The organism is Lysinibacillus sp. NPDC098008 (assembly GCF_044760715.1).
In the GTDB taxonomy this organism is placed as follows: Bacteria; Bacillota; Bacilli; order Bacillales_A; family Planococcaceae; genus Lysinibacillus.
The window spans coordinates 68847-91626 of the sequence record NZ_JBIWBA010000008.1; the positions used below are offsets into that span (position 1 = coordinate 68847).

Sequence of the window (22780 nt, forward strand, 5' to 3'; positions counted from 1 at the left end):
TTTTTTACTGTATACAAAAAACGAGAGGGAATAAAAATCCCCCTCGTTTATTCTTCAAATGGCCACTTTGGCAGCATTTTTGTTAGTGGCTTATCATGACGTCTTCCTAGCACATAATCAGCCTGCATAATTGTATGAATCTCACGAGTGCCTTCATAAATTACAGGCGCTTTAGAGTTGCGTAAATATCGAGCTACTGGATATTCATCTGAATATCCATATGCACCATGAATTTGTACTGCGTCATCCGCAGCTTTATTGGCAAAATTACAAGCCTGCCATTTTGCTAAAGAGGTTTCTCTCGTGTTACGAACACCCTTGTTTTTTAATTCACCAACACGATATACAAGAAGTCGGCTCATTTGATAACCAGCTTCCATATTTGCAATCATTTGTCCAACAAGCTGATGTTCTCCAATAGGCTTGCCAAATGTTTCGCGCTCATGACAATATTTTACGCTAGCCTCTATGCATGCTTGAATCAAGCCTACAGCACCTGCTGCTACTGTAAAACGTCCATTATCAAGCGCAGACATAGCAATTTTAAAGCCTTCCCCTTCCTCACCAAGGCGATTTTTCACAGGTACACGTAGGTCCTCAAAAAAGAGCTCACCCGTATTACCTGCGCGAATACCGTACTTTCCTTTAATAGCCTTTGAGGAAAAGCCAGCCATGGAACGTTCTACAATAAATGCACTAATACCATAATGCTTTTTAGATTTATCTGTATACGCAAAAATTAGAAAATGATCAGCAATATCACATAGGGAAATCCATGTTTTTTGTCCATTGATAATATAATGGTCACCATCACGAACAGCAGTTGAAGACATAGCCGCTACATCAGAGCCTGCTCCTGGCTCCGTTAAGCCAAATGCACCAATCCGAACACCCTTAGCTTGAGGGACAAGATACTGCTGCTTCTGTTCCTCAGTACCCCATTGCATTAAGGTCATACTATTCAAGCCTGTATGGACGGATACAGCTGTACGAAACGCTGTATCCCCTCTTTCAAGCTCCTCACATACAATAGCAAGTGCATTATAATCCATTCCACTGCCACCATATCGTTCTGGTACACAAACGCCCATTAAGCCTAGCTCTGCAAGTCTTGACCAAATTTTAGCATCAAAGCCACCTTCAGCATCCCATTTTGCGATGTATGGAATAATTTCATCATCCACAAACTGTCTAACTGTTTTTCGCAGCATTTCCTGCTCAGTGGACATTTCAAAATTCATGGTCAGCACCTACCATTTCACAATCATTGCAGACTTATGAGATGTTTCCTTAATCACCACACCACGTTTTGCCATTTCTTCAATATACATATCACCTGGTACGATTGACTCAGGTGCAAATACACCACGCTCTGTAATGACACCCGCACCAATCATTTGTGCAACAACAGAAACCGTGTTGGCAGTAGCACGTGCCATCGCTGTTTCATTAATTGTCATATCCTTGCGCACAACCATTTCATATTCATATGTCACTTGTTGCTCAGCTTTTTCACCAGCTACAATAACACGTAGTAGTACAGCATCTGGCTTTGTCCCTAACTCAAGTTTCTTTTTCAGTGCTTCACGAACTACTGCACGAACAGGCACTTCTTGCTGCTCCACTTCTACTGTATTTGTAGTATCAAGGAAGCCCAAATCAGCTAATAGCTTGAATTTCTCTGCATGCCCCTTATAGCGAATGGTTTTATATTCTAATGTGCGGACATTTGGGAATGTCTTATACAATGTGGAGATACCTCCAGATGTATAAAATGCCTCCAGCACACCAAACTCGTCAAAATAAATTGGCTCAATGCCTGATAGGGATGGAACTTCTTCAAGTTTGCCTTTCTGAATGATTTTAGATGGCTCTGTATAATGATCGAAAACACCATCTAAAGAAAATACGCGTGTATAGTGAAGAGGTGGTTTAGGTTCAGTTGGAATACCACCTACAAATAGTTTAATAGATTCAACATTATCTAATTTAGATGCGCCGTAGCCTGTTAGAATATTAACCATACCTGGTGCAACACCTAGATCAGGAATAATTGTGACACCTTTTGCCTTTGCTTCCTCATGAAGCTCTAATATTTTTTCCGTCACACCACCGATATGTCCACCTAAATCTACGGAATGTACGCCTGCTTCAATTGCTGCTCTTGCTACTCGCTCATTGAAGGAGTAGAACAGCGCATTAACAACAACATTTCCTTTTGAGATAACTTCCATTAATGAATCATCATTTTCTGCATGAAGCTCCACAACTTCAATCTTATCTGTGCCTAATGTATCCACAAATTCCTGTGTCACTTTGACATCAATATCACCTAAAAATACACGCTTCACTTCATCATTTTTTACTAAATCACGAGCTACCTCTTTCCCCATTAAACCTGCACCTAATACAACAACTTTCATCAAGAACATCCCCTTTCGCTGATCTGTTATTCTGTATCGATTTGTGCTCTTTGTAATTTACCGCTGTAGTCTACATAAATGCTCTTCCATTCCGTATATACATCCAGAGCGGCAACACCTGAGTCACGGTGTCCATTTCCTGTTCCTTTTGTACCACCGAATGGTAAATGAATTTCAGCACCAGTTGTACCGGCATTTACATAAACAATACCCGTATCTAAATCACGTTGCGCGCGGAAAATTGTATTTACATCCTGTGAGAAAATTGAGCTAGATAAGCCAAATTTCACGCCATTATTTACTGCAATTGCTTCTTCTAAACTAGCTACTTCAATTAGTGAAACGACTGGACCAAAGATTTCCTCTTGAGCAATAATCATGTCGGGCTTCACATTTGTAAACAATGTTGGTTCATAATAAAACCCTTTATGATACGGTGGCTCATTTAATATGTTGCCGCCTGCTAATAATGTAGCTCCCTCTTGTTTACCTATTTGTACATAGTGATTAATTTTTTCTAATGCTGCTTTATTAATCACCGGTCCAATTTTAACGCTTTCATCTAAGCCATCCCCAATGGTTAGCTTTTGCATTTCCTCCAAGAGGCGTTGTTCCAATTGCTCTTTTACATCTTTATGCACAATTACCCGACTACATGCCGTACATCTTTGTCCAGCTGTACCAAATGCACTCCATAAAATCCCTTCTGTAGCGAGCTGTAAATCGGCATCATCCATGACGATAACAGCATTTTTCCCACCCATTTCTAACGAAACCTTTTTCAAATGCTTACCGCCGAGCTCCGCTACTTTACTACCTGTTGTTGTAGAACCTGTAAAAGAAATAACCTTTACATCGGGATGTTCAATTAATGCTGTACCTACTGTAGGCCCTGTACCAAATACAATATTCGCTACACCATCTGGTAAGCCTACTTCCCCAAAAATCTTACCCATTTCATAAGCCATCATTGGGGTTTCATTTGATGGCTTCCAAACAAATGTATTTCCTGCAACAATTGCGGGAAATGACTTCCATGTTGCAATCGCAACAGGAAAATTCCAAGGAGTGATAAGTGCGACAACACCAATAGGAGCCCTTACGCTCATCGCAAACTTGTTAGCAAGCTCAGATGGTGTCGTTTCGCCAAACAGCCTTCGACCCTCACCAGCCATATAATAGGCCATATCGATGCCCTCTTGCACCTCTCCTCTAGCCTCTTCAATAACCTTGCCCATCTCTTTTGTTAAAACGGTCGCCAAATATTCCTTTCGCTCTTTCATTTTTTGACCGATGGCATATAAATAATCTGCACGCTTTGGCGCTGGTACGAGTGCCCAGCTTTTTTGTGCTTGTTTGGCAACAGCTACAGCCTCATCTACTTCGCTTGCTGTTGAACGAGGTATGGTGGCTAGCTGCTCTCCATTTGCAGGGTTCATCACTGCTATACTTTGTAATTGCGAATGTGTTTTCCACTTACCACCGATATAGTTTTTTATCTCCACTACACACACCCCCTGAAATACTCTATGATGCCTCGGCTATCGACCAATCGTATTCCATAGATACAGAATGTATAACTTTCGTTAGAACCAAATATGGCAAAATTCCGAATTTTAAGGATACATTATACCTTTGTAATACTTCAAAGCCAATATCAGCGATAACTGCCAGAGGCTTTATTTTCACCTAACTAGCCTTACTCTTTTATGCAAAGAAATAGCTGTTTAAGGTTATGTATATTCACCATACCCTTTGTTAAATGAAAATAAATCATACACATTCTAGTTTTTATATTCGACATTTTCTACCTAATTCCCTTTTTTTCTAAAATATTTAATTTTCTATTGAAACTAATTTCACCAATTGCCGTATATAATATCAATAAATTTATTATTGGAGGAAGCCCTTTATGAATAATCATGAGATTGACTATAAGTTGTTTGGTGACGACATGCAATATGTGCAAGTGGAGCTTGACCCTCAAGAAACAGTTGTTGCAGAAGCAGGTGCTTTAATGATGATGGATGATGCCATCCATATGGAAACGATTTTTGGTGATGGCTCAAGAGGCGGCTCACAAAGTGGAATAATGGGGAAATTATTAGGCGCTGGTAAACGACTGATTACAGGTGAGAGCTTATTTATGACGACATTTACAAACGTTGGCTCAGGTAAAAAGCATGTTTATTTTGCTTCACCTTACCCAGGGAAAATTATTCCAATGGATTTAAGTCGATTAAATGGCAAAATTATTTGTCAAAAGGATGCCTTTCTAGCAGCTGCTAAAGGAGTTTCTATTGGTGTTGAGTTCCAGAAAAAAATCGGCACTGGTTTCTTTGGTGGAGAAGGCTTTATTATGCAAAAGCTTGAGGGGGATGGTATGGCATTTGTCCATGCAGGTGGTACTATGCATGAAAAAACATTGCAGCCTGGGGAAGTTTTACGTGTGGACACTGGTTGCTTAGTAGCGATGACTGCCAGCGTAGACTACAATATCGAGCTCGTTGGAGGCGTAAAAACAGCACTATTTGGTGGAGAAGGTATCTTCTTCGCTACATTACGTGGTCCAGGTACAGTTTGGGTGCAATCATTACCATTTAGCCGTCTAGCAAGCCGTGTCTTTGCAGCAGCGCCTATTTCACAGGGCGGTGGTGGTCAATCGAAAGGTGAAGGCGGTATTGGCGGTTTATTTGATTTATTTAACAAATAAAGTACATGGAGCATATCCAAGTAGTGATGATATGCTCCTCTTTTTTAATCTATTCGATTTGTTACAGCTTTGCCCTGTCCATAAGCCGTAAGCTCCTTGACATTTAACATAAGCATTGCTGTTCTTGTTTCTAAAGATGCGCTACCGATATGTGGCAGTGCTACAACATTTGGCAATGTTAATAAAGGATGATCCATAGCTATTGGTTCATGCTCAAATACATCTAATCCCGCAGCCCATAGTTTGCCGCTTTTTAATGTTTCATACAATGCCATTTCATCAATAATACCGCCACGTGAAGCATTAATAATCACCGCATCATCCTTCATTATCGCCAGTTCTTCAGCACCAATAAGCCCCTCTGTATCATTATTATATGGCGTCATAATTACAACAAAATCTGATTGCTTTAAAAGCTCTTCTAGCGATGCATAGCGAAAACCGTACATTTCTTCTGCTTCGTGGCGACGTCTTCGATTATTATACAAAACTCTCATATCGAAGCCCTTCGCCCGCCTAGCAACAGCCTGTCCGATACGCCCCATACCAATAATTCCTATCGTAGCACCAGATACATCCTTGCCAACTAGCTGCATTGGATACCAACTTTTCCACTTGCCATCACGTAAATAGCGTTCACTTTCTGGAATTCGACGTGCTGTTGCTAGCAATAAGCCCATCACTAAATCCGCAGTCGTATTTGTTAATACACCTGGTGTATTTGTCGCCATCACGCCTCGCTTGCGCAATGCCTGCACATCTATATTGTTATAGCCAACTGCTAAGTTCGTCACTAATTTTAAATTTGGTGCATGTGCAAGCAGCTCCTCATCTACTTGATCTGCAAGCGTTACCCATAGCACTTCGCAATCTGCCACAGCCGCTAGCAATTGGTCACGCGGAATCACAATTTCCTCCTCGTCCCACTGCGAAATTTCATAATATTCCTGTAGAGGCTCTACAATATGTGCAGGAAATTTGCGTGTTATAAATAGTTTCTTCTTCATGATTGAAACACTCCTCTAGTCAATTCCCTAATTCGCCTATAGCGTAACACTTACAACAAGCATTTTCTAGTCTATATCGATTGATACATGCTTGCTCCTTTGAACAATTATCGATTTTATCCGTCTATTTCTTTATTTATCCATGAAATAGATAGTTTTATCCTAAACTTAGGCATCAAAAAACTATGCATAGATTTTATGCATAGCCTAAAATTCTTTAATGGTTGTATTTAAACGATTGGCTACCCTTTCTAATTCTTCTGAGGATACACCTATAGATTCAATAATTTTTGCTAATTCCGAAATTTGTTTCCCTACATTTTGGAAATTAGCAATGGAATCTTCAACAGAGCCGGAAATTGCATCAAAAGCTTTTAAAGACTCAGCATTACGCTCAATACTATTATGCACGAGCTGCTGTATATCTTGAATAGCTTGCACAACTTGCATCGTAATACCGTTAGACATCATAATAAGCTCAGCAATTTGCTCAACAGACCTTTTTGTTTGATCTGCAAGCTTGCGCACTTCATTTGCCACAACTGCAAAGCCCTTACCATGCTCACCTGCACGTGCCGCTTCAATGGCAGAGTTTAATGCGAGTAAATTGGTTTGTCCTGAAATATTTTTCACAATTTCCACAACCGCATTAATTTTTGAGGAAGAATTGTTTAACTGCTCCACCATATTAGCCATTTCAACCGTCTTATGGTGAATTTCACCTGTTTGCTCATTGATTAGCACAATTTTAGCATACCCATCACTTGAAACTTTTTGCATCGATTCTGCTTCATGGATACTATTTGTCAAAAAATCATTAACTTTTTTTGCACTAAAAACAAGCTCTGATACTGTTTCAGATGTATTTTGGGATTGACTCTCTAATTGTGTAGAAATACCGCCTATCACCTCTTTTACATGCTCAATAACATGATTGCGCTGCTCTTCAATTAATGTACTAGCATAGTGATCATATTCCTCTAGCACAATTTGCTGCTCAAAATTACAAATTTTACTGATAGCATCACAAAACTTCTCTTCCTCACCCTTTGATAATTGAAGCCCATACACAATTTTTCTTAATGATTTTTCAAGAATTTGAAAGGCGGCTAAATACCATTTTGGATATAAATTAATCCTGACATGCATTTTTGCCACCTGTCGTCGCTTTTCTAAAAATGCTTCATCAATTCGCCCTTCAAACATTTCAATAATATGATGGCGTAATGTTTGACGCAATCGCTCACTGGAGCTATTTGTTTGAATAACCTGTTGCAGTGTTGGCACACCTTCAATAACGCGATAAAATGCCGCCACTATATCTGCAACATTGCGTTCCACATATAGCTTTAAACTTTTAATCAACTGTAGATCATGGACATTCAAACCTATAAGTCTTAATTGTAATAAGCGTTCTTGATCTTCAATAAAAATACCTATATTTGTATCGTTACTAATTTCAATTGTATTTTTCTTCGACCTATTTACAATTTGGAACATTTTCTCCACCTCATATTATAATCTATACGTACTAATCCCATCCTCCTAAATTCCATTAAAAGACAAAAATAAAATGGTACTTTATATACCAATTATAATCTTAAATTCGCTAAACGAACAATATATAGGTAAATAATGTATGATATTAATAGATTTTTCATCATATTACCCAAAAACAATTCTTTATACCTACTGAGCTTTATTAGGTATGTTCATTATGTAAATAATAAGCGGATTTTATAGGAAAAGCACTGTTTAAAAGGCATTCCCTATTGATTGAAATGAATGGTGGCGACTTCAAATTGAAGCGGTACATCTAATCAACATGTTTGTAGCTTTATATTATTTATTCACAATGATTAATTATTTCCGTGCCATTACAGAGAACGGAGCTTTCTAATACTTATTTATAATATGGTAGCTATAGTAGTCTGATACATATTTTTTAAGTCAAAACAAAAAGCCACTGCTTCCTTTACAAGAAGAGTGGCTTTCCTTTACATAAAAATAATAACGCAAAGCACTGCTGCTAACACTAAACGATAGATAGCAAAAGGCATTAACTTTACTTTTGAAATAAGTGCTAAGAAAAATTTGATCGATAATAATGCAAAGACAAATGAACTAATAAATCCGACAGCATAGAAGCCAAAATAGTCCATTGACAAAGTATCCCAGTTTTTCAAAACAGATACTAAGCTTGCCCCTGCCATAATCGGTACAGCCATAATAAATGTAAAATCAGCTGCAACACGGTGGCTCATACCAAATAGTACCCCGCCTGAAATTGTAGCACCTGAGCGTGAGAAACCTGGCCATAAAGATAAACATTGCACTAAGCCTACTTTAAAGGCTAAGCCATAAGAGATTTTATCTAAAGAATCTATTTTTGGCTTACGTGGCGCTAATTTATCTGCGGCAATCATTAAAATAGCTCCTGCAACTAATGCATATACAACATGCTCTACTTTAAAAAGATGATCATCAATAAAATCCTTGAAGGCAAATCCTAATACAACGGCTGGTAGCATCCCAACAATTACATGCGCTAAGTTAAAACGATTGGTCATTGATTTAGATTGACCATCGATATTATATAATCCAACGAGGCTTAGTATACGTTTCCACATCACAACGATAACTGCTAAAATGGAGCCAAGCTGTACAACAATTTTAAATGTATTGGCAGGATACTTCCCTAAAAACTCCTCTGTCTTTAACCACATATCGTCGACGATAATCATATGACCCGTTGAAGATACAGGCGCAAATTCTGTCATTCCTTCAACAAAGCCTAAAATCAATGCTTTTAATAACTCTATAATATCCACCATGTCACCTTACCTTTATTCATAAAATTACTCACCTATTATCAATTACATCCCAGCGTAATTGTACCTGTCGCTAATGCTTTCGGTACGTAAAATATCTGATGCTTCGCGTTCGGATTTTTTCGAGTGCACTCGAAAAGCTCCTCTCCAAAATCTATAACAATGTTTGCTGAACCAGGATAAAATAATACATTTTAGCTACTACTGAAACTTTATATCCACTACCCAAAGCTCAGACCTACTACCAATACGCATAGGTGGACCCCAGAAGCCGTAGCCTGATGACACAAGTGTATGCATCTGCTCCTTCAACTTATAACCATAATCCAGCTCAAATACGCGTGCTGTTATATATTGATTTGGCCAAAGCTGCCCTTTATGTGTATGTCCTGACACATGAAAATCAACACCCAGCTTTGCAGGTGTTACCAAATCATCAGGTGTATGATTCATTACAAGCCATGGTAGGTTAGCTGAAGGCTGTAAATCATCTAGTGGCTTCCGATCTGTATTTGTTTTATCCTCTTGACCTGTTAATATAAACGCATCTGCTATACGAATTGTTTCATCTAATAATATTTTTACATTAGCATTTTCCATTTCTTTTATAAACTCGGGAATTTTTTTACCATAATATTCATGGTTGCCAAGTATACCATACGTGCCATATGTAGATTTTAATTGCTTGATGACATCCGCCATGCCCTCTTGTACAAACCATTTTGGGTCATCATCCACAATATCGCCCGCTAATAAAATAATATCTGGATTGGCTTCATTCGTAAGATCGACAAAGCGTTGCAAATGTCGTTTATGTGATAAAACACCTAAGTGAAAATCCGATGCCACAACAACCCTTAATGATGTTAGTTCACTATCCTTTTTATCTACAGCAACCTCTAAATGGCGCACCACTGGAGAATAGGCTAAATAAGAGCCAATAACTCCTAACACAAAGAGTACAGCAATTGCTATACTACCAATTATTTGTACATTTTTAAAGGGTGTTAGCCAAATAATTAATTGTGCAGCTACACATAACAATAAACCATATTCAAAAACAAACATCCAGTAATTACTAATAACTGAAAAGAACTGTAAAGATTCATGTAGCCTCCCTATAATAATACTAAAGGCAATTATATACAGCACTAACCAAAATAATACTGGAAGGCGAAACCACCCCATTGCTACTAGCCATTGCTTTAAACCCCAGCCAATATAGAAGGTCAGCGCACTATAAATACTAATTAAAAGTATACCACCAATTACTTTTGGCATATCTTCGTCCTCTACTTTCCTTTATTATTTAGTCGATTATATCACGATACTTCATCAAGCTATGAATATGAGAGCTTATTGCTAGATTTTCACTATATTAATGTATAGCAATAACAAATTTATTATTTCAGCACTAAAAGCACTTTAATTTTCACATGTCCTTCAGTAACATAATAAATGTAAGAGAAAATTTACGCATTTACGAGCAAAAAGGGGTGCTATTTCATATGACACGCTATAAATTTGAAACAACAGAGCATGAGCTATTTCGTAAAACCTTTCGTAAGTTTTTAACAGAGGAAGCCGAGCCTCATTATACACAATGGGAAAAGGAACACCTTATTCCACTGTCATTTTGGCGCAAGCTTGGCGATATGGGCTATCTTTGTCCACAAGTAGAAGAGCAATATGGTGGACTAGGACTTGATTTTAGCTTTGGGGTTATTATTCAGGAGGAGCTTGAACGTATAGGCTCAAGTCTTATTGGGGTCGGTTTGCATAATGATATTGTTGTTCCCTATATTGAGGCATATGGTATACATGAACAAAAAACTCGCTGGTTGCCTAAATGTGTAACAGGTGAGTATATAACGGCAATTGCCATGACTGAGCCTGGCACTGGCTCGGACTTGGCAAATATTCAAACAACAGCGATTCGTGATGGCGACCATTATATTGTGAATGGTCAAAAAACCTTTATTACAAATGGTATTCATACTAATTTAGTCGTTGTTGCTGTCAAAACAGACCCATATGCTGAGAAAAAGCATCGTGGCATTAGCCTACTTGTTATTGAAGGAGATACACCTGGCTTTACAAAAGGTCGGCAGCTTGAAAAAGTGGGGATGCATGCACAGGATACAGCAGAGCTTTATTTTGAGGATTGTAGGGTTCCCGTTCAAAACCTTCTTGGAGAGGAAGGTAAAGGCTTTGTCTATATGATGGAAAAGTTACAGCAGGAGCGATTAGCTGTAGCTATTGCCGCACAAACAGCCGCAGAGGATATGCTCACTTTAACGCTAGACTATGTAAAATCACGACAAGCATTTGGTAAAGCCATTGGTGACTTCCAAAATACACAGTTTAAAATAGCTGAAATGGCAACGAAAATTGAGCTTGGCAAATCGTTTTTAGAAACCTTAATTGAAGAGCATATCGCAGGTAAGGATGTTGTAACCAAGGTATCCATGGCTAAATATTGGATCACAGAAAACGCACGTGAGCTCGCCACTCAATGTATGCAATTACACGGCGGCTATGGTTATATGGAGGAATATAAAATTGCTAGAAGGTATCGAGATATACCTGTTATGTCGATCTATGCTGGCACAAACGAAGTAATGAAAATGATTATTGCCAAAAATTTAGGCCTATAAGAAAAAAGATGGTGGCATGTTTCTGTGCCACCATCTTTTTGCTATACAGCTGGAATTCGTACAATTACTTTAAACAAATCACCATCTACCTCGATGTTCATGCGGGCTCCATGTAGGTCAACAATGGATTGTGCAATAGCTAACCCAAGACCTGAGCCCTCTGTATGACGTGAAGCATCTGCACGTTTAAAACGCTCAAATAGCTCCTCAGCATCCTCGTCAATTTCATATTTAGCAACATTTTTTACTGTAAATTCAGCATCGCCATCTACTGTACGCTTTAATGTTACATAGACACGTGTACCCTCTAATGCATATTTCAAGACATTGACAATTAAATTATCAATTAGTCGCCACCATTTTTGACCATCCACATATGCATAAATTGGATCGTGTGCCATCGTCATGCGTAAATCTAAACGTGACTGGTTTAAATCCTCTTTATGCTCCCCTACTGCTTGCTGGATAAGCTGTGTTAAATCCACTCGACTTCGATGAAGCTCAATATTGCCGCTTGCCATTTTAGAAACTTCAAAAAGATCTTCAATTAACACTTTTAGACGCTCTGATTTTTTATCGAGAATATGGATATATTGTTGACGCTCTTCCTCTGTAATATTTGGTTTTTTAAGTAAGTCTGTATACGTAATAATAGATGTTAATGGCGTTCGTAAATCATGGCTAACATTTGTAATAAGCTCTGTTTTTAAACGCTCACTTTTTGCCTGCTCATGCATAGATATACGTACACCCTCGCGCAAATGGTTCAGATTTTCTGCATGTCTTGCAAGTGGAGATTTACCTCTAACCTTTACATCTCGATTTAAGCGACCCTCTGCCATATCTTTCGTATCCTTCATAATACGATTTAAATAGCCCATTCTGTTTAAGAAAATAACTAATGCTGGAACTCCTACCACCATACAAATTAGTAAAAATGGTAAGCCGTAGCCGCCCGCTATCATCGTAGCAACAAGACTACCTCCGCCAAAAAAGGCTGCCGCTAGCATAACTATTGAGTGCAATGCTATTGAGCGATTTAAAAATAAATCGGCAATTGAATCACCTAAAGACCATAAATAGCTTGATTTCAAGCTTTCTTCAAAGCTTTCTAACGTATTCATTCGTGCATACAGCCAAATGATTTGCATAAAGAAGGCTATACCAATTGCAATGAAAACCATTATTTGAAAAGCCAGTTCAATTATATAGTGCACATAATTATATAAATAATGATATTCAATCGATTCATAAACAATTTGGAAGGCAAAAAAATAGACAAAACCTGTGATTACTAGGGCAATAAGCTGTATATCTATTTTAAACTTTGTTAATGTTTCTTTTTTCTGCAAGTTTTTCGCTACATATAGTACATCCTTACGGCCCATCCAAGCAAAAATAGCTGTTGCAATACTTGTCAGCCAAATAAAGTAAAAAATATATTGGTTTTGCTGAAATTGTTTATAGCCATCCCACATCATATTTGTTGACTGTGCGATTGCTTTTTTCGGAATTGTCACCGTACCTGTATATTCAGTTGCCTCATAAAGAGTTTCTGTATCCACATATGTTTCTGTACGGTCAAAAATATCTTCTAGTTTCGGGCTAATATTATTTGCTTGTAATGGGTTTTGATGTGTATATTCGACTTTATACACACTGTTTTCTGAAACATCCCCAAAGCGATACGTTTTACCCGTTTCTATATTTGTTAATTCATAAGACCAAAAGTGATAGGTCTTATTAAAATTTTTTGCCTCTTCTTGTATAGCTTTTATATATTTATCAACAAGCACTTCCTTTGCAGCAAGCACTTTCTTCCGAACATGTTCATCATCTTCAAAGTTTGTTGTAATATCTTTCACTTTAGCATCTCGTTCAGCCTCTAATTTTTTTTGCAGTTCGGGTGCATTTGCATTGATAGCTTCCTGAATGGGCTGCTCATATTGTGCCCTAATACTATTAATTTGCTCTCCTAGCGTACCATAATAATTACGATGCTCATCTATTTCCGTTTGTGTAACATCTAATTTATTTTTTAAGTCACTCGCTTTTGGTGCATTTAAAATGATTGGTCCTAAATTCGTAAAAAAATCATCGCTCTCACCATAGAAGTTTTCCGAATCAAAATAGGAGTTGCCAATATATTGATGACCTGCAAGCATAAAAGTTCCTATTCCAAAGGTTGTCCAAATTAAACATATAAGCACAAGAAGGGATTTCCATTTTTTTATCATAGCTCTAACACTCCCCTAAAAAATTCTTTCAAACAATTGTAAAACCTCTGAGGAGCGAGCATTAACGATTTGATAAGCATACACACCAAAGTAAATAAGTCCAATAACACCTGCTATAAATCCTGTAATTGATATATACTTCTCCAGCTTATTTTTCCATTTTATATCCAACACCCCATACCACCTTTAAATAGCGCGGATTTTTCGGGTCTGCTTCAATTTTTTCACGTATTTTTCGAATATGCACAGCTACAATATTTTCTGCATTGTAGGCTTCCTCATTCCAAACACGTTCATAAATTTCGCGAATCGAAAAAACACGCCCTGCATTTTTCATTAATAGTTCTGTAATTTTATATTCGATTGGCGTAAGTCGAACAGGCTCTCCCTCTAAGATGACCTCTTTTGCATCCTCATCAAGCATAAGTCCATCAATTTCTACCTTTGCTGCACCTTCATTATAGGTTCCTAGTTGAACATAGCGTCGTAGCTGCGATTTTACGCGTGCCAATAGTTCTAACGGATGGAATGGCTTTGTCACATAATCATCTGCTCCTACAGATAAACCGTGTATTTTATCGCCATCCTCCGCCTTTGCGCTAAGCATAATAATTGGAATATTACGTTCTTCTCTAATTTTAAAAGTTGCTGTAATGCCATCCATATTCGGCATCATAATATCTAAAATGATTAAATGTATTTCATTATTTTTTAGTTTTTCCAACGCCTCTACGCCATCTGCTGCCTTGATAACATTATAACCTTCATTTTTTAAATAGATTTCAATACCATCACGAATATCTTGATCGTCATCTGTAACAAGAACTGTTAATTTCGTCATGATATACACCTCACTCTCAAATATTAGTGTACTGTTCAAATCTTAAAAACCAGTTACGATAAAAATGAAGAATTTCTTAAGGTTTTACTGAGGCTTTTTCTACTATAAAATAGTGCTAATAAAAATTAAATTTTATCTGTCTTGACCTCTATATTGTTGGCTCCTTATCATAGCACTGAGTTGATTTCCTTTCTACTAGCCAACTACTATTAGTAATAAAAGTGTGAATTACATCTTTTAGTGTTGAACCATGTTATTATTAATAATACAGATTTATCCAAAATCAAACAATTACCATTTTTACTTTAGTATGCTTTCTCTTTAATGAGCAGTATAATGAAAATAGTAAAAGGAGCGAAGTATATGTATAAAACAGTTGCAGAAACGGCTCTTGATCTTGGTATGCCTGAGGAGCAAATTATACGTTTAGTATATGAGGGACGTATCCGCTCTGTTTATGATGGGGAGCAAATACTTATCAATAGTGACCAGTTCAGCACTTATTTTGAGCAATTGGAGCGTATTAAAGAGGAAATTGAAATTTGGCGCTCTACCCCTATTCCAGAGGATATTGATGTAAAAGATGAAGATTAATAAAAAGCCTGCTATTCAATTGCTTGAATGGCAGGCTTCTAACCATTTATCGTAAAGAGTTTAAATTGTTACAACAAATCCAGCTCTTTTCCCAATTATTTCAGCATAATCCTCTACCATAACACTAGCAGTCGGATACATGCCAGCACCAGGGCCAATTAATGTAAGTGTACCGATATAATTCGTGTCTAAGGCAACCGCATTATTGACATCATCGACTGGATATAATGGATGTTCCTTATCAACTAATTGCGGACCTACCTTCGCTACAATTTTACCATTGTCCAGCTTTTCAACCTCTGCTACATGGCGATAGCGCATCCCCTTCTCATATGCTTCACGGACTTGTGTCGATGAAATATTATCAATACCAATGACCTCTACATCTGCCCAATCAGGTTGCTCCCCAAATGCCAGTGCACTTAAAATCATTAGCTTTTTAAAAGCATCCTGCCCTGAAACATCGTTATATGGGTCTGCCTCCGCGTAGCCTAAGCTTTGTGCCTCTTTTAATGCTTCCTCAAATGTACAGCCTTGTGCACGCATCTTTGTTAAAATATAGTTACATGTACCATTTAAAATTCCTTGTATACGGCTTACATCATTGACAAGTAAAATATTTTTCATTGTTTTAATAACAGGCACGCCACCTGCAGTAGTTGCTTCAAAGCCTACAAAAACACCATTTTCCTTTGCAAGTGCCTGCAATTCTAAGCCTCGCTTGGCAAACATCACTTTGTTGGCTGTAATAACATGGCATTTATGCTCAACCGCACGCTTTAAGTAGCTATACGCAGGCTCTTCATTAACAATTGCTTCAAATACAACCTGCATACCTGGTTCAGCTAAGACATCATCCATATTTGTTGTCATTAGATGTGCTGTCCCTGGTACACGTTCACGACTTGCATCTGTTACTAAAATTTTTGCTACTTCTAATTCAATGCCTAATTTATTTTTAAGCTCTTCTCGCTTTTCTTTTAATATATGGTAAATCCCTTGACCTACCGTTCCAAATCCTAAAATCGCTGCCTTTATAGTTGCCATTCCTGTTATTCCCTCCAACTTACATTCCGCAGTTTCCTAAAATTATTGTTAGCTTTTAGGTTATATACACCGAAAGCTTATAATTATTGTTTATATTGGTACAAGCTCCATTATTTTAGAAACTCTACAAATTCAAATAATTCAAAATTTAACTTAAAGAAAATTGTAACGCATATATATAGTTCACACAAGAAAAATCTTTCTAGGATGGACATTTGTTTCTTCTAGACGTGCATAAGAAATCGTTTTCAATCCCTTTACTATACGTGTTTACAGTATATGAATAACATTTGAACAAATCTTGACTATTTACTTACAACAAATAAATGTTTTCTTCTATTGTATAGTATACGCAAATATAGTGTTAACAAGACCCCTATTAAAAAAGCTCATTCCCTGTAGCAGCAGAGAATGAGCTTAAAGATATAAGGGGAGTTTTAGCCTGCTTTTGAAAGCAATTGATAGCGATATTGTGTTAAAACCTGTTGAACAAGGCTGACTTCCTTCTCTGTAAAATTCGGCACAGCATATGTACGTTCAACTAATTGGAATGTACCATATTTTAAATAATACTCTGTTGCAGGAAGTGGGATATGACTTATACCATAACTTTGATAAGCTTCATAAACTTCCTTTACGCTATAGCCTTCTTCTTGTGCACAAATTTGTTCATAAAATGCTGTATGACCAAAAGCTTGTTGCCATTTTTCTTCAACTGATGCAAGTAAGTGTTGCATGGCCTTATTGTTTACAAATATATAACCTTCGTTTAGTTCATAAATAAAATAAGATGCAATATTTTGTGCACTATAAATATTACCCATTTAAACCACTCCTTTATCATCAGTTTTTAGAGAGAAATAGCTGCTGGTTAGACAGCACTTTTAACTGTTTACCCTTTAAAAAGTTAGTGTCGCTCATTTATATTATTTCCTAGTATATAGCATGGTTTTATTTAAGTCAATAATACAAATAAAAATACTAGGTTTTATTTTCGAGAAAGTTCTGACAATTTACCAAATGAGGTAAATAGCTGATGCAGCAACGTTTTACGCATTACCAAATGAGGCACTTCAAATGAGAAAATACGTAAACGCTACAACATTGCTCTTTATCTTCTCTAGCTTAAGCTTCTATTGTTTGCTCAGCTGATGTTGCTTGTGCAATTGCCTGTTCTAAATCAGCAATAATATCTTCCACTGCCTCTAAGCCGATAGATAAGCGAATGAGCGATTCGGCTACGCCAGCTTGGACCAATTCCTCTGCTGATAATTGCTGATGTGTCGTGGATGCTGGGTGTATAATTAACGATTTAGCATCTCCTACATTCGCTACATGTGAGAATAGCTTTACACTATCAATAAGCTTTCTTCCTGCTTCACGTCCACCTTTAATGCCAAAGGTAAGCACTGAACCGAAGCCATTTCTTAAATATTTCTTCGCCAAATGATGTGTAGGGAAATCCTCAAGACCATTGTAATTTACATATTCCACAGATGGGTGGTTTTGTAAATATTCAGCCACTGCCAATGCATTTTCATTATGTTTAGGTATACGCAAATGAAGCGTTTCTAAACCTTGTAGGAAATTAAAAGCAGCGTCAGGGCTCAATGTTGGACCAAAGTCGCGTAACAATTGTACACGTAGCTTTGTAGCAAAAGCAGTGGATGCTGTATCAATGCCATAACGTAGTCCATGATAGGAAGCATCAGGCTCCGTAAAGCCAGGGAACCGTCCACTCGTCCAGTCAAACTTACCAGCATCTACTACAACACCACCTAAAGTTGTACCATGACCACCAATCCATTTTGTTGCTGAATGAACAACAATATCTGCCCCAAAGTCAATTGGTGTAGAGCCATAAGGAGAAGCAAATGTGCTATCTATAATTAATGGCAAGCTGTTGTCATGAGCAATTTTAGCAACCGCTTCAATATCTAAAACCTTTAAGCTTGGATTACCATAGACTTCAGCAAAAACAGCCTTCGTTTTATCAGTAATCGCTGCATGGAAATTTTCTGGGTTTGTTTCATCTACAAAAATTGTTTTAATACCGTAGTTTGGTAATGTATTTGCGAATAAATTATAAGTACCACCATATAAAGAACTAGCTGCTACTATTTCATCACCAGCTCCTGCTAGGTTTAAAATGGAGAAGGCAATCGCTGCTGCACCAGATGAAAGTGCTACTGCCGCTGTCCCACCCTCCAATAAAGCTACACGCTTTTCAAAAACATCTACAGTAGGGTTTGTAATACGTGTGTAAATATTCCCCGCTTCCTCTAAGGCAAAAAGACGTTGCGCATGAGCAGTGTCTTTAAAAACAAAAGCTGTTGAACGATAGATAGGAACTGTACGGGTGCCTGTCACAGGGTCTGGCTCTTGACCACCATGTAACAATAATGTTTCTGGTTTAAAATCTGTCATTGTATACCTCCAAATGGTTATTTTTTTACGATGGTACCGGAGATGAGGAGGATTTTCTGTAGAAAACAAAAAACCCTCTTCAGCTAAGAAGAGGGTTGCAGTTGCAAGTTTTCCTCCCCTTATCTGCCAGATTCAAGCATGAATCTGCAGGAATTAGCACCGTAGTAAGTTCGTCACTCACTGGTTGCTGGGCATCATAGGGCCTGTCCCTCCGCCGCTCTTGATAAGAGTATGTGATTCAATTTCCATCGTTGTTACACAGTATAAACATAGAGTTTTTTTCTGTCAACCTATAAATTTTATTTTTTCCGAAACTTCTGTTTGCTTTTTTTCGTAATATGAACACATACATTATTTTTAGAAATCAATTCGAAAGGAGTATTTTTATGGTAAAAGCCGTGATTACTGTTCTTATTGTCGGCTATCTTATTGGCTGCATTCATGGTTCGAAGGTGGCGCAAATTTTATCGGGGGTTGACCTAAAAAAAGCTGGTCATGGCAATGCTGGAGCCTCCAATGCCACACTTTCTCTTGGCTGGAAATACGGTGTTTTAGTCGCTCTCATTGATATTGGCAAAGGAGTTATTGCCATTATTGGTGCACACCTATATTTTGGGGATGCTACATTTTTGACAGAAGAGCAAATATGGCTGCTGACATACCTGATAGCTGCAGGTGTTATTTTAGGTCATAACTTCCCGTTTTATATGGGCTTTAATGGCGGTAAAGGGACTGCCTCTATTATTGGTATTTTGCTTGCTGTGAATTGGAAAATTGGTTTATTTGCACTTATACTTTTTGTTATTTTATCGTTTGCTACAAACTATTTAATTGTTGGTGTACTTGAGTTTTATCTTGTCTTTTGTACAGCCACATATTTATGGATTCCCGGAATCGGCCCAACTGTTATCGCACTATTGCTTTTTGTCATCGCTATGATTTTACATATTGAAAATATTAAACGATTAGTGAAAGGCACAGAGCCTAAAGTCACCTCAGCATTTAAGAAAAAGAAATAGTATTATTATAGAAATTTAACAAACTATTACGATTGCATTTATTTGAAACGGGTACAATATTAACAATGGAGGCATTGGCAATTTCAGCCTCCTGTCTTCACTAACAATGTGCTGCGTAATCATAAAAGCATGCTCAGCATTTTTCCACAAAAATATTTATCGGAATTATAATATACCCTATACACTGGCATTGAATTACTTACATAGTTATTTTGTCTTTTGTATGACCGTATATTTTCTCTTTATTATCTGCTTAATGCTCTAAAAAGTAATTATTTTACATACTGATTATTCTATAATAAAATGGACAGTTTTCTATCTTAATAAAATATTGTCCTAACCGATGTTATGAATAATAGTGTAGAAAGGATGAGAAAATATGTCAGCACTGAAACAAGAAGCTACAAAACGTAATTTAAAGCCTCTCTGGATTGCGCTAGCCTTTGCCCTACTAATTATTATTACATTTTTGCCGAATAATGGTGAGCTACCTGTAGCAGGACAGCGCTCTCTAGCCATCCTAGCCTTCGCAGTTATTCTTTGGGTAACAGAAGCTGTATCATATCCTGTTAGCTCAGCGATGATTATTGCACTTGTTACTGTGTTACTTGGGCTTGCGCCAACAGTTAATGACCCTACAACAGAATTAGGTACAGCAGGTGCTCTAAAGCTTGCATTAAGTGGCTTTAGTAATTCCGCAGTCGCTCTAGTAGCAGCAGCTCTTTTTTTAGCAGCAGCAATGCAGCTTACCAACTTGCATAAGCGACTCGCTCTCTGGATTCTTTCACTTGTAGGAACAAAAACGAAAGCTATTGTATTTGGCGCTATTCTAGTATCAATAGCCCTTGCATTCTTTGTCCCTTCTGCTACAGCGCGTGCTGGTGCCGTTGTTCCTATTTTACTCGGAATGGTCGCAGCATTTGGTTTACCACGTGATAGCCGACTCGCTGCCCTACTTGTTATTACTTCTGTACAAGCTGTTTCTATTTGGAATATTGGTATCAAAACAGCAGCAGCCCAAAATATGGTTGCATTAAATTTTATTCAAGAACAATTTAATGTGAATATTTCTTGGGGGGCATGGCTGCTCTACGCTGGTCCATTCTCCGTTATTATGTCAGTTGTGCTATTTTTCGTCATGATTATGCTTATTAAACCTGAAACAAGCAATATTGAGGGTGGTAAAGAGGTTATCAAGAAACAACTTGAAGAGCTTGGTCCGTTAAAAGGCCCTGAAATACGTTTAATTATTACCTCTGTTATCTTACTGTTCTTTTGGGCAACTGAAGGAAGACTTCATCCATTTGATACAACAACCGTCACAATTATTGCTATTGCTATTTTATTATTACCAAAAATCGGTGTATATACATGGAAGGAAGTTGAATCTCATATTCCTTGGGGAACAATTATTGTCTTTGCGGTAGGTATTATGCTAGGAACGATTTTATTAAGTACGGAAGGTGCATCATGGTTATCCGATAAAGTGTTTGGCTCACTTGGTTTAGATTCTATGCCGATTTTAGCTACGATTGCACTCGTCACACTCTTTAATATTTTGATTCATTTAGGCTTTGCAAGTGCAACAAGCTTAGCATCCGCGCTTATACCAGTATTTATCGTTTTAGCATCAACATTAACGGCGAATGTTGACCAAGTTGGTTTCGTCATTGTACAGCAATTTGTCATTAGCTTTGGCTTCCTGCTACCAATCAGCGCACCACAAAATATGCTTGCCTATGGTACGGGCGCATTTACAACAAAAGACTTCCTGAAATCAGGTATTCCATTAACCGTTGTAGGCTTTATTTTGATTTTGCTCTTCTCTGCAACTTATTGGAAATGGATTGGACTTCTATAGATTTTCATTATAAATATTTTACGTTATGAGATAATTTATAGAACTTCCTATAAGTGATTAAATATTCTTCTTTGTTCGATTTTGACTATAAAGCGTGCTATGCTTTTCATATACAAAGAAACAAAGGAGAGTCTATACATGGTAAAAGAATTATTACGTAACCATTCTTCAGTGCGTATTTATGATGGTAAACCTATTTCAAAAGACATTATTGAAGATTTAATTGCTACAGCACAAATGGCTGCAACATCACATTTTGTACAAGCCTATAGTGTTATATGGGTAACAGATGAAGAGAAAAAGGAAAAATTAGGTTTACTTTCTGGCAACCCACGCCAATATGAAACCTCTGGAGGTGCTTTTGTCTTTTGTGTTGATTTTAAGCGCCTGCAAATGGCTGGTAAATTAGAGAGTGTGGATATCGTAGCTGACTCCGCTGAAAATGTCCTTGTAGGTGTAGCAGATGTGTCATTATTTGCACAGAACTTTGTGATTGCTGCTGAATCAATGGGCTACGGTATTTGCTATATTGGCGGTGTACGCAATAACCCTGCTGAAATCAGTGAGTTGTTCAATCTACCTGATTATGTTTTCCCATTATTTGGGCTAACAATCGGCGTTCCTGCACGTCGCAATGAGGTAAAACCTCGTTTACCTGTATCTGCTGTATTACATGAAAATGAATACAATGCTCAAAAATATGAGGAGCTTTTACCAGCATATAACGAAACAATGGAAGCCTATTATAATAGCCGATCATCAAATAGAAAAATTGATAATTGGACAAAACAAATGGCTGACTTCCTAATTGAGCAACGTCGTCCTCATATTAAAGAGTTTTTAGCTAAAAAAGGATTTAATTGGAAATAAACTATTAGAAATGGGGTTACTATCGTATGATAACAACCCCATTTTCATTTTAACTAGTATTTTTTACATAAGCTCCATCAGATATATAACTGCAAATTAATAAATAGGACTCTTTCTTTTTCCAGCAACTCCATTCATATTTATAATAATCGATTACGCGCTAGCGTCAGGTACATCTGTCGGGCTTTTATCTTGGTTCAGTGGGCGTTTGGACACCCACTGAACCAAGATAATCCTATCACTGAAAGGAGTT

Annotated in this window: 19 protein-coding genes and 1 riboswitch; of the genes, 6 read left to right on the forward strand and 13 right to left on the reverse strand. The window is 37.5% G+C overall.

Translation table 11 applies throughout. The annotated features are described in order from the left end of the window. Positions 1-47: 47 nt before the first annotated feature. From ACIQVU_RS09690 to ACIQVU_RS09700, 3 genes are read right to left on the reverse strand one after another with little or no spacing between them, the layout of a single operon-like run. A complete protein-coding gene (locus ACIQVU_RS09690) occupies positions 48-1241 on the reverse strand; it encodes an acyl-CoA dehydrogenase family protein (protein ID WP_340804103.1) in 1194 nt (397 codons plus the stop codon). Positions 1242-1250: 9 nt separating this feature from the next. Beyond that, a complete protein-coding gene (locus tag ACIQVU_RS09695; RefSeq protein WP_340804102.1) occupies positions 1251-2423 on the reverse strand; it encodes a saccharopine dehydrogenase family protein in 1173 nt (390 codons plus the stop codon). 26 nt (positions 2424-2449) lie between these two features. Further along, on the reverse strand, positions 2450-3928 hold the full coding sequence (locus ACIQVU_RS09700) for an aldehyde dehydrogenase family protein (protein ID WP_402895213.1): 1479 nt from the start codon (positions 3926-3928) through the stop codon (positions 2450-2452). 407 nt (positions 3929-4335) lie between these two features. On the opposite strand from ACIQVU_RS09700, the gene ACIQVU_RS09705 reads away from it, so the two are divergent. Next, positions 4336-5136, forward strand: coding sequence for a TIGR00266 family protein (locus ACIQVU_RS09705; protein WP_340804100.1), 801 nt, complete (start codon positions 4336-4338; stop codon positions 5134-5136). Positions 5137-5180: 44 nt separating this feature from the next. On the opposite strand, the gene ACIQVU_RS09710 is transcribed toward ACIQVU_RS09705, so the two are convergent. The 4 genes from ACIQVU_RS09710 to ACIQVU_RS09725 form a co-directional block, all read right to left on the reverse strand. Then, positions 5181-6143, reverse strand: a complete 963-nt coding sequence (locus ACIQVU_RS09710; RefSeq protein WP_340804099.1) for a 2-hydroxyacid dehydrogenase — start codon at positions 6141-6143, stop codon at positions 5181-5183. A gap of 207 nt (positions 6144-6350) precedes the next feature. Further along, complete coding sequence (locus ACIQVU_RS09715; protein ID WP_402895217.1) at positions 6351-7643, reverse strand: protoglobin domain-containing protein; 1293 nt, start codon at positions 7641-7643, stop codon at positions 6351-6353. A gap of 497 nt (positions 7644-8140) precedes the next feature. Further along, positions 8141-8977, reverse strand: coding sequence for an undecaprenyl-diphosphate phosphatase (locus tag ACIQVU_RS09720; protein ID WP_200908500.1), 837 nt, complete (start codon positions 8975-8977; stop codon positions 8141-8143). Positions 8978-9175: 198 nt separating this feature from the next. Then, complete coding sequence (locus tag ACIQVU_RS09725; RefSeq protein WP_340804097.1) at positions 9176-10255, reverse strand: metallophosphoesterase; 1080 nt, start codon at positions 10253-10255, stop codon at positions 9176-9178. 227 nt (positions 10256-10482) lie between these two features. Between ACIQVU_RS09725 and ACIQVU_RS09730 the strand changes: the two genes are divergently transcribed. Further along, entirely contained in the window at positions 10483-11631 is a 1149-nt protein-coding gene (locus ACIQVU_RS09730; protein ID WP_340804096.1) for an acyl-CoA dehydrogenase family protein, read from the forward strand. 41 nt (positions 11632-11672) lie between these two features. Here the strand turns inward: ACIQVU_RS09730 and ACIQVU_RS09735 are convergent, their stop codons facing one another. The 3 genes from ACIQVU_RS09735 to ACIQVU_RS09745 are packed head-to-tail and all read right to left on the reverse strand — an operon-like array spanning position 11673 to position 14709. After that, positions 11673-13868 carry a sensor histidine kinase gene (locus ACIQVU_RS09735; RefSeq protein WP_340804095.1) on the reverse strand — a complete coding sequence of 732 codons (2196 nt, stop codon included), beginning with the start codon at positions 13866-13868 and terminating at the stop codon, positions 11673-11675. A gap of 15 nt (positions 13869-13883) precedes the next feature. Further along, complete coding sequence (locus ACIQVU_RS09740) at positions 13884-14039, reverse strand: hypothetical protein (RefSeq protein WP_402895221.1); 156 nt, start codon at positions 14037-14039, stop codon at positions 13884-13886. After that, the gene (locus tag ACIQVU_RS09745) at positions 14017-14709 is read right to left on the reverse strand and encodes a response regulator transcription factor (RefSeq protein ID WP_340804094.1); all 693 of its coding nucleotides are present in this window, start codon (positions 14707-14709) and stop codon (positions 14017-14019) included. Before ACIQVU_RS09745 ends, ACIQVU_RS09740 begins: the two co-directional genes overlap by 23 nt. Before the next feature lie 363 nt (positions 14710-15072). Between ACIQVU_RS09745 and ACIQVU_RS09750 the strand changes: the two genes are divergently transcribed. Next, positions 15073-15303 carry a MerR family transcriptional regulator gene (locus ACIQVU_RS09750; RefSeq protein WP_340804093.1) on the forward strand — a complete coding sequence of 77 codons (231 nt, stop codon included), beginning with the start codon at positions 15073-15075 and terminating at the stop codon, positions 15301-15303. A 60-nt stretch (positions 15304-15363) separates the two neighbouring features. Here the strand turns inward: ACIQVU_RS09750 and ACIQVU_RS09755 are convergent, their stop codons facing one another. The 3 genes from ACIQVU_RS09755 to ACIQVU_RS09765 form a co-directional block, all read right to left on the reverse strand. After that, positions 15364-16350 carry a homoserine dehydrogenase gene (locus ACIQVU_RS09755; protein ID WP_340804092.1) on the reverse strand — a complete coding sequence of 329 codons (987 nt, stop codon included), beginning with the start codon at positions 16348-16350 and terminating at the stop codon, positions 15364-15366. A 437-nt stretch (positions 16351-16787) separates the two neighbouring features. Further along, on the reverse strand, positions 16788-17174 hold the full coding sequence (locus ACIQVU_RS09760) for a hypothetical protein (protein ID WP_340804091.1): 387 nt from the start codon (positions 17172-17174) through the stop codon (positions 16788-16790). Between the two features lie 301 nt (positions 17175-17475). Then, positions 17476-18777 carry an O-acetylhomoserine aminocarboxypropyltransferase/cysteine synthase family protein gene (locus ACIQVU_RS09765; RefSeq protein WP_340804090.1) on the reverse strand — a complete coding sequence of 434 codons (1302 nt, stop codon included), beginning with the start codon at positions 18775-18777 and terminating at the stop codon, positions 17476-17478. A 116-nt stretch (positions 18778-18893) separates the two neighbouring features. After that, a riboswitch (SAM riboswitch) is annotated at positions 18894-19007 on the reverse strand. A 156-nt stretch (positions 19008-19163) separates the two neighbouring features. On the opposite strand from ACIQVU_RS09765, the gene ACIQVU_RS09770 reads away from it, so the two are divergent. The 3 genes from ACIQVU_RS09770 to chrR all read left to right on the forward strand — a co-directional run bounded on the left by ACIQVU_RS09770 (position 19164) and on the right by chrR (position 22527). Continuing rightward, on the forward strand, positions 19164-19796 hold the full coding sequence (locus ACIQVU_RS09770) for a glycerol-3-phosphate acyltransferase (protein ID WP_340804089.1): 633 nt from the start codon (positions 19164-19166) through the stop codon (positions 19794-19796). A 379-nt stretch (positions 19797-20175) separates the two neighbouring features. Then, entirely contained in the window at positions 20176-21657 is a 1482-nt protein-coding gene (locus ACIQVU_RS09775; RefSeq protein WP_340804088.1) for a DASS family sodium-coupled anion symporter, read from the forward strand. Positions 21658-21795: 138 nt separating this feature from the next. Then, complete coding sequence (chrR, locus tag ACIQVU_RS09780) at positions 21796-22527, forward strand: class II chromate reductase ChrR (protein WP_402895226.1); 732 nt, start codon at positions 21796-21798, stop codon at positions 22525-22527. The last annotated feature ends 253 nt before the right edge of the window (positions 22528-22780 follow it).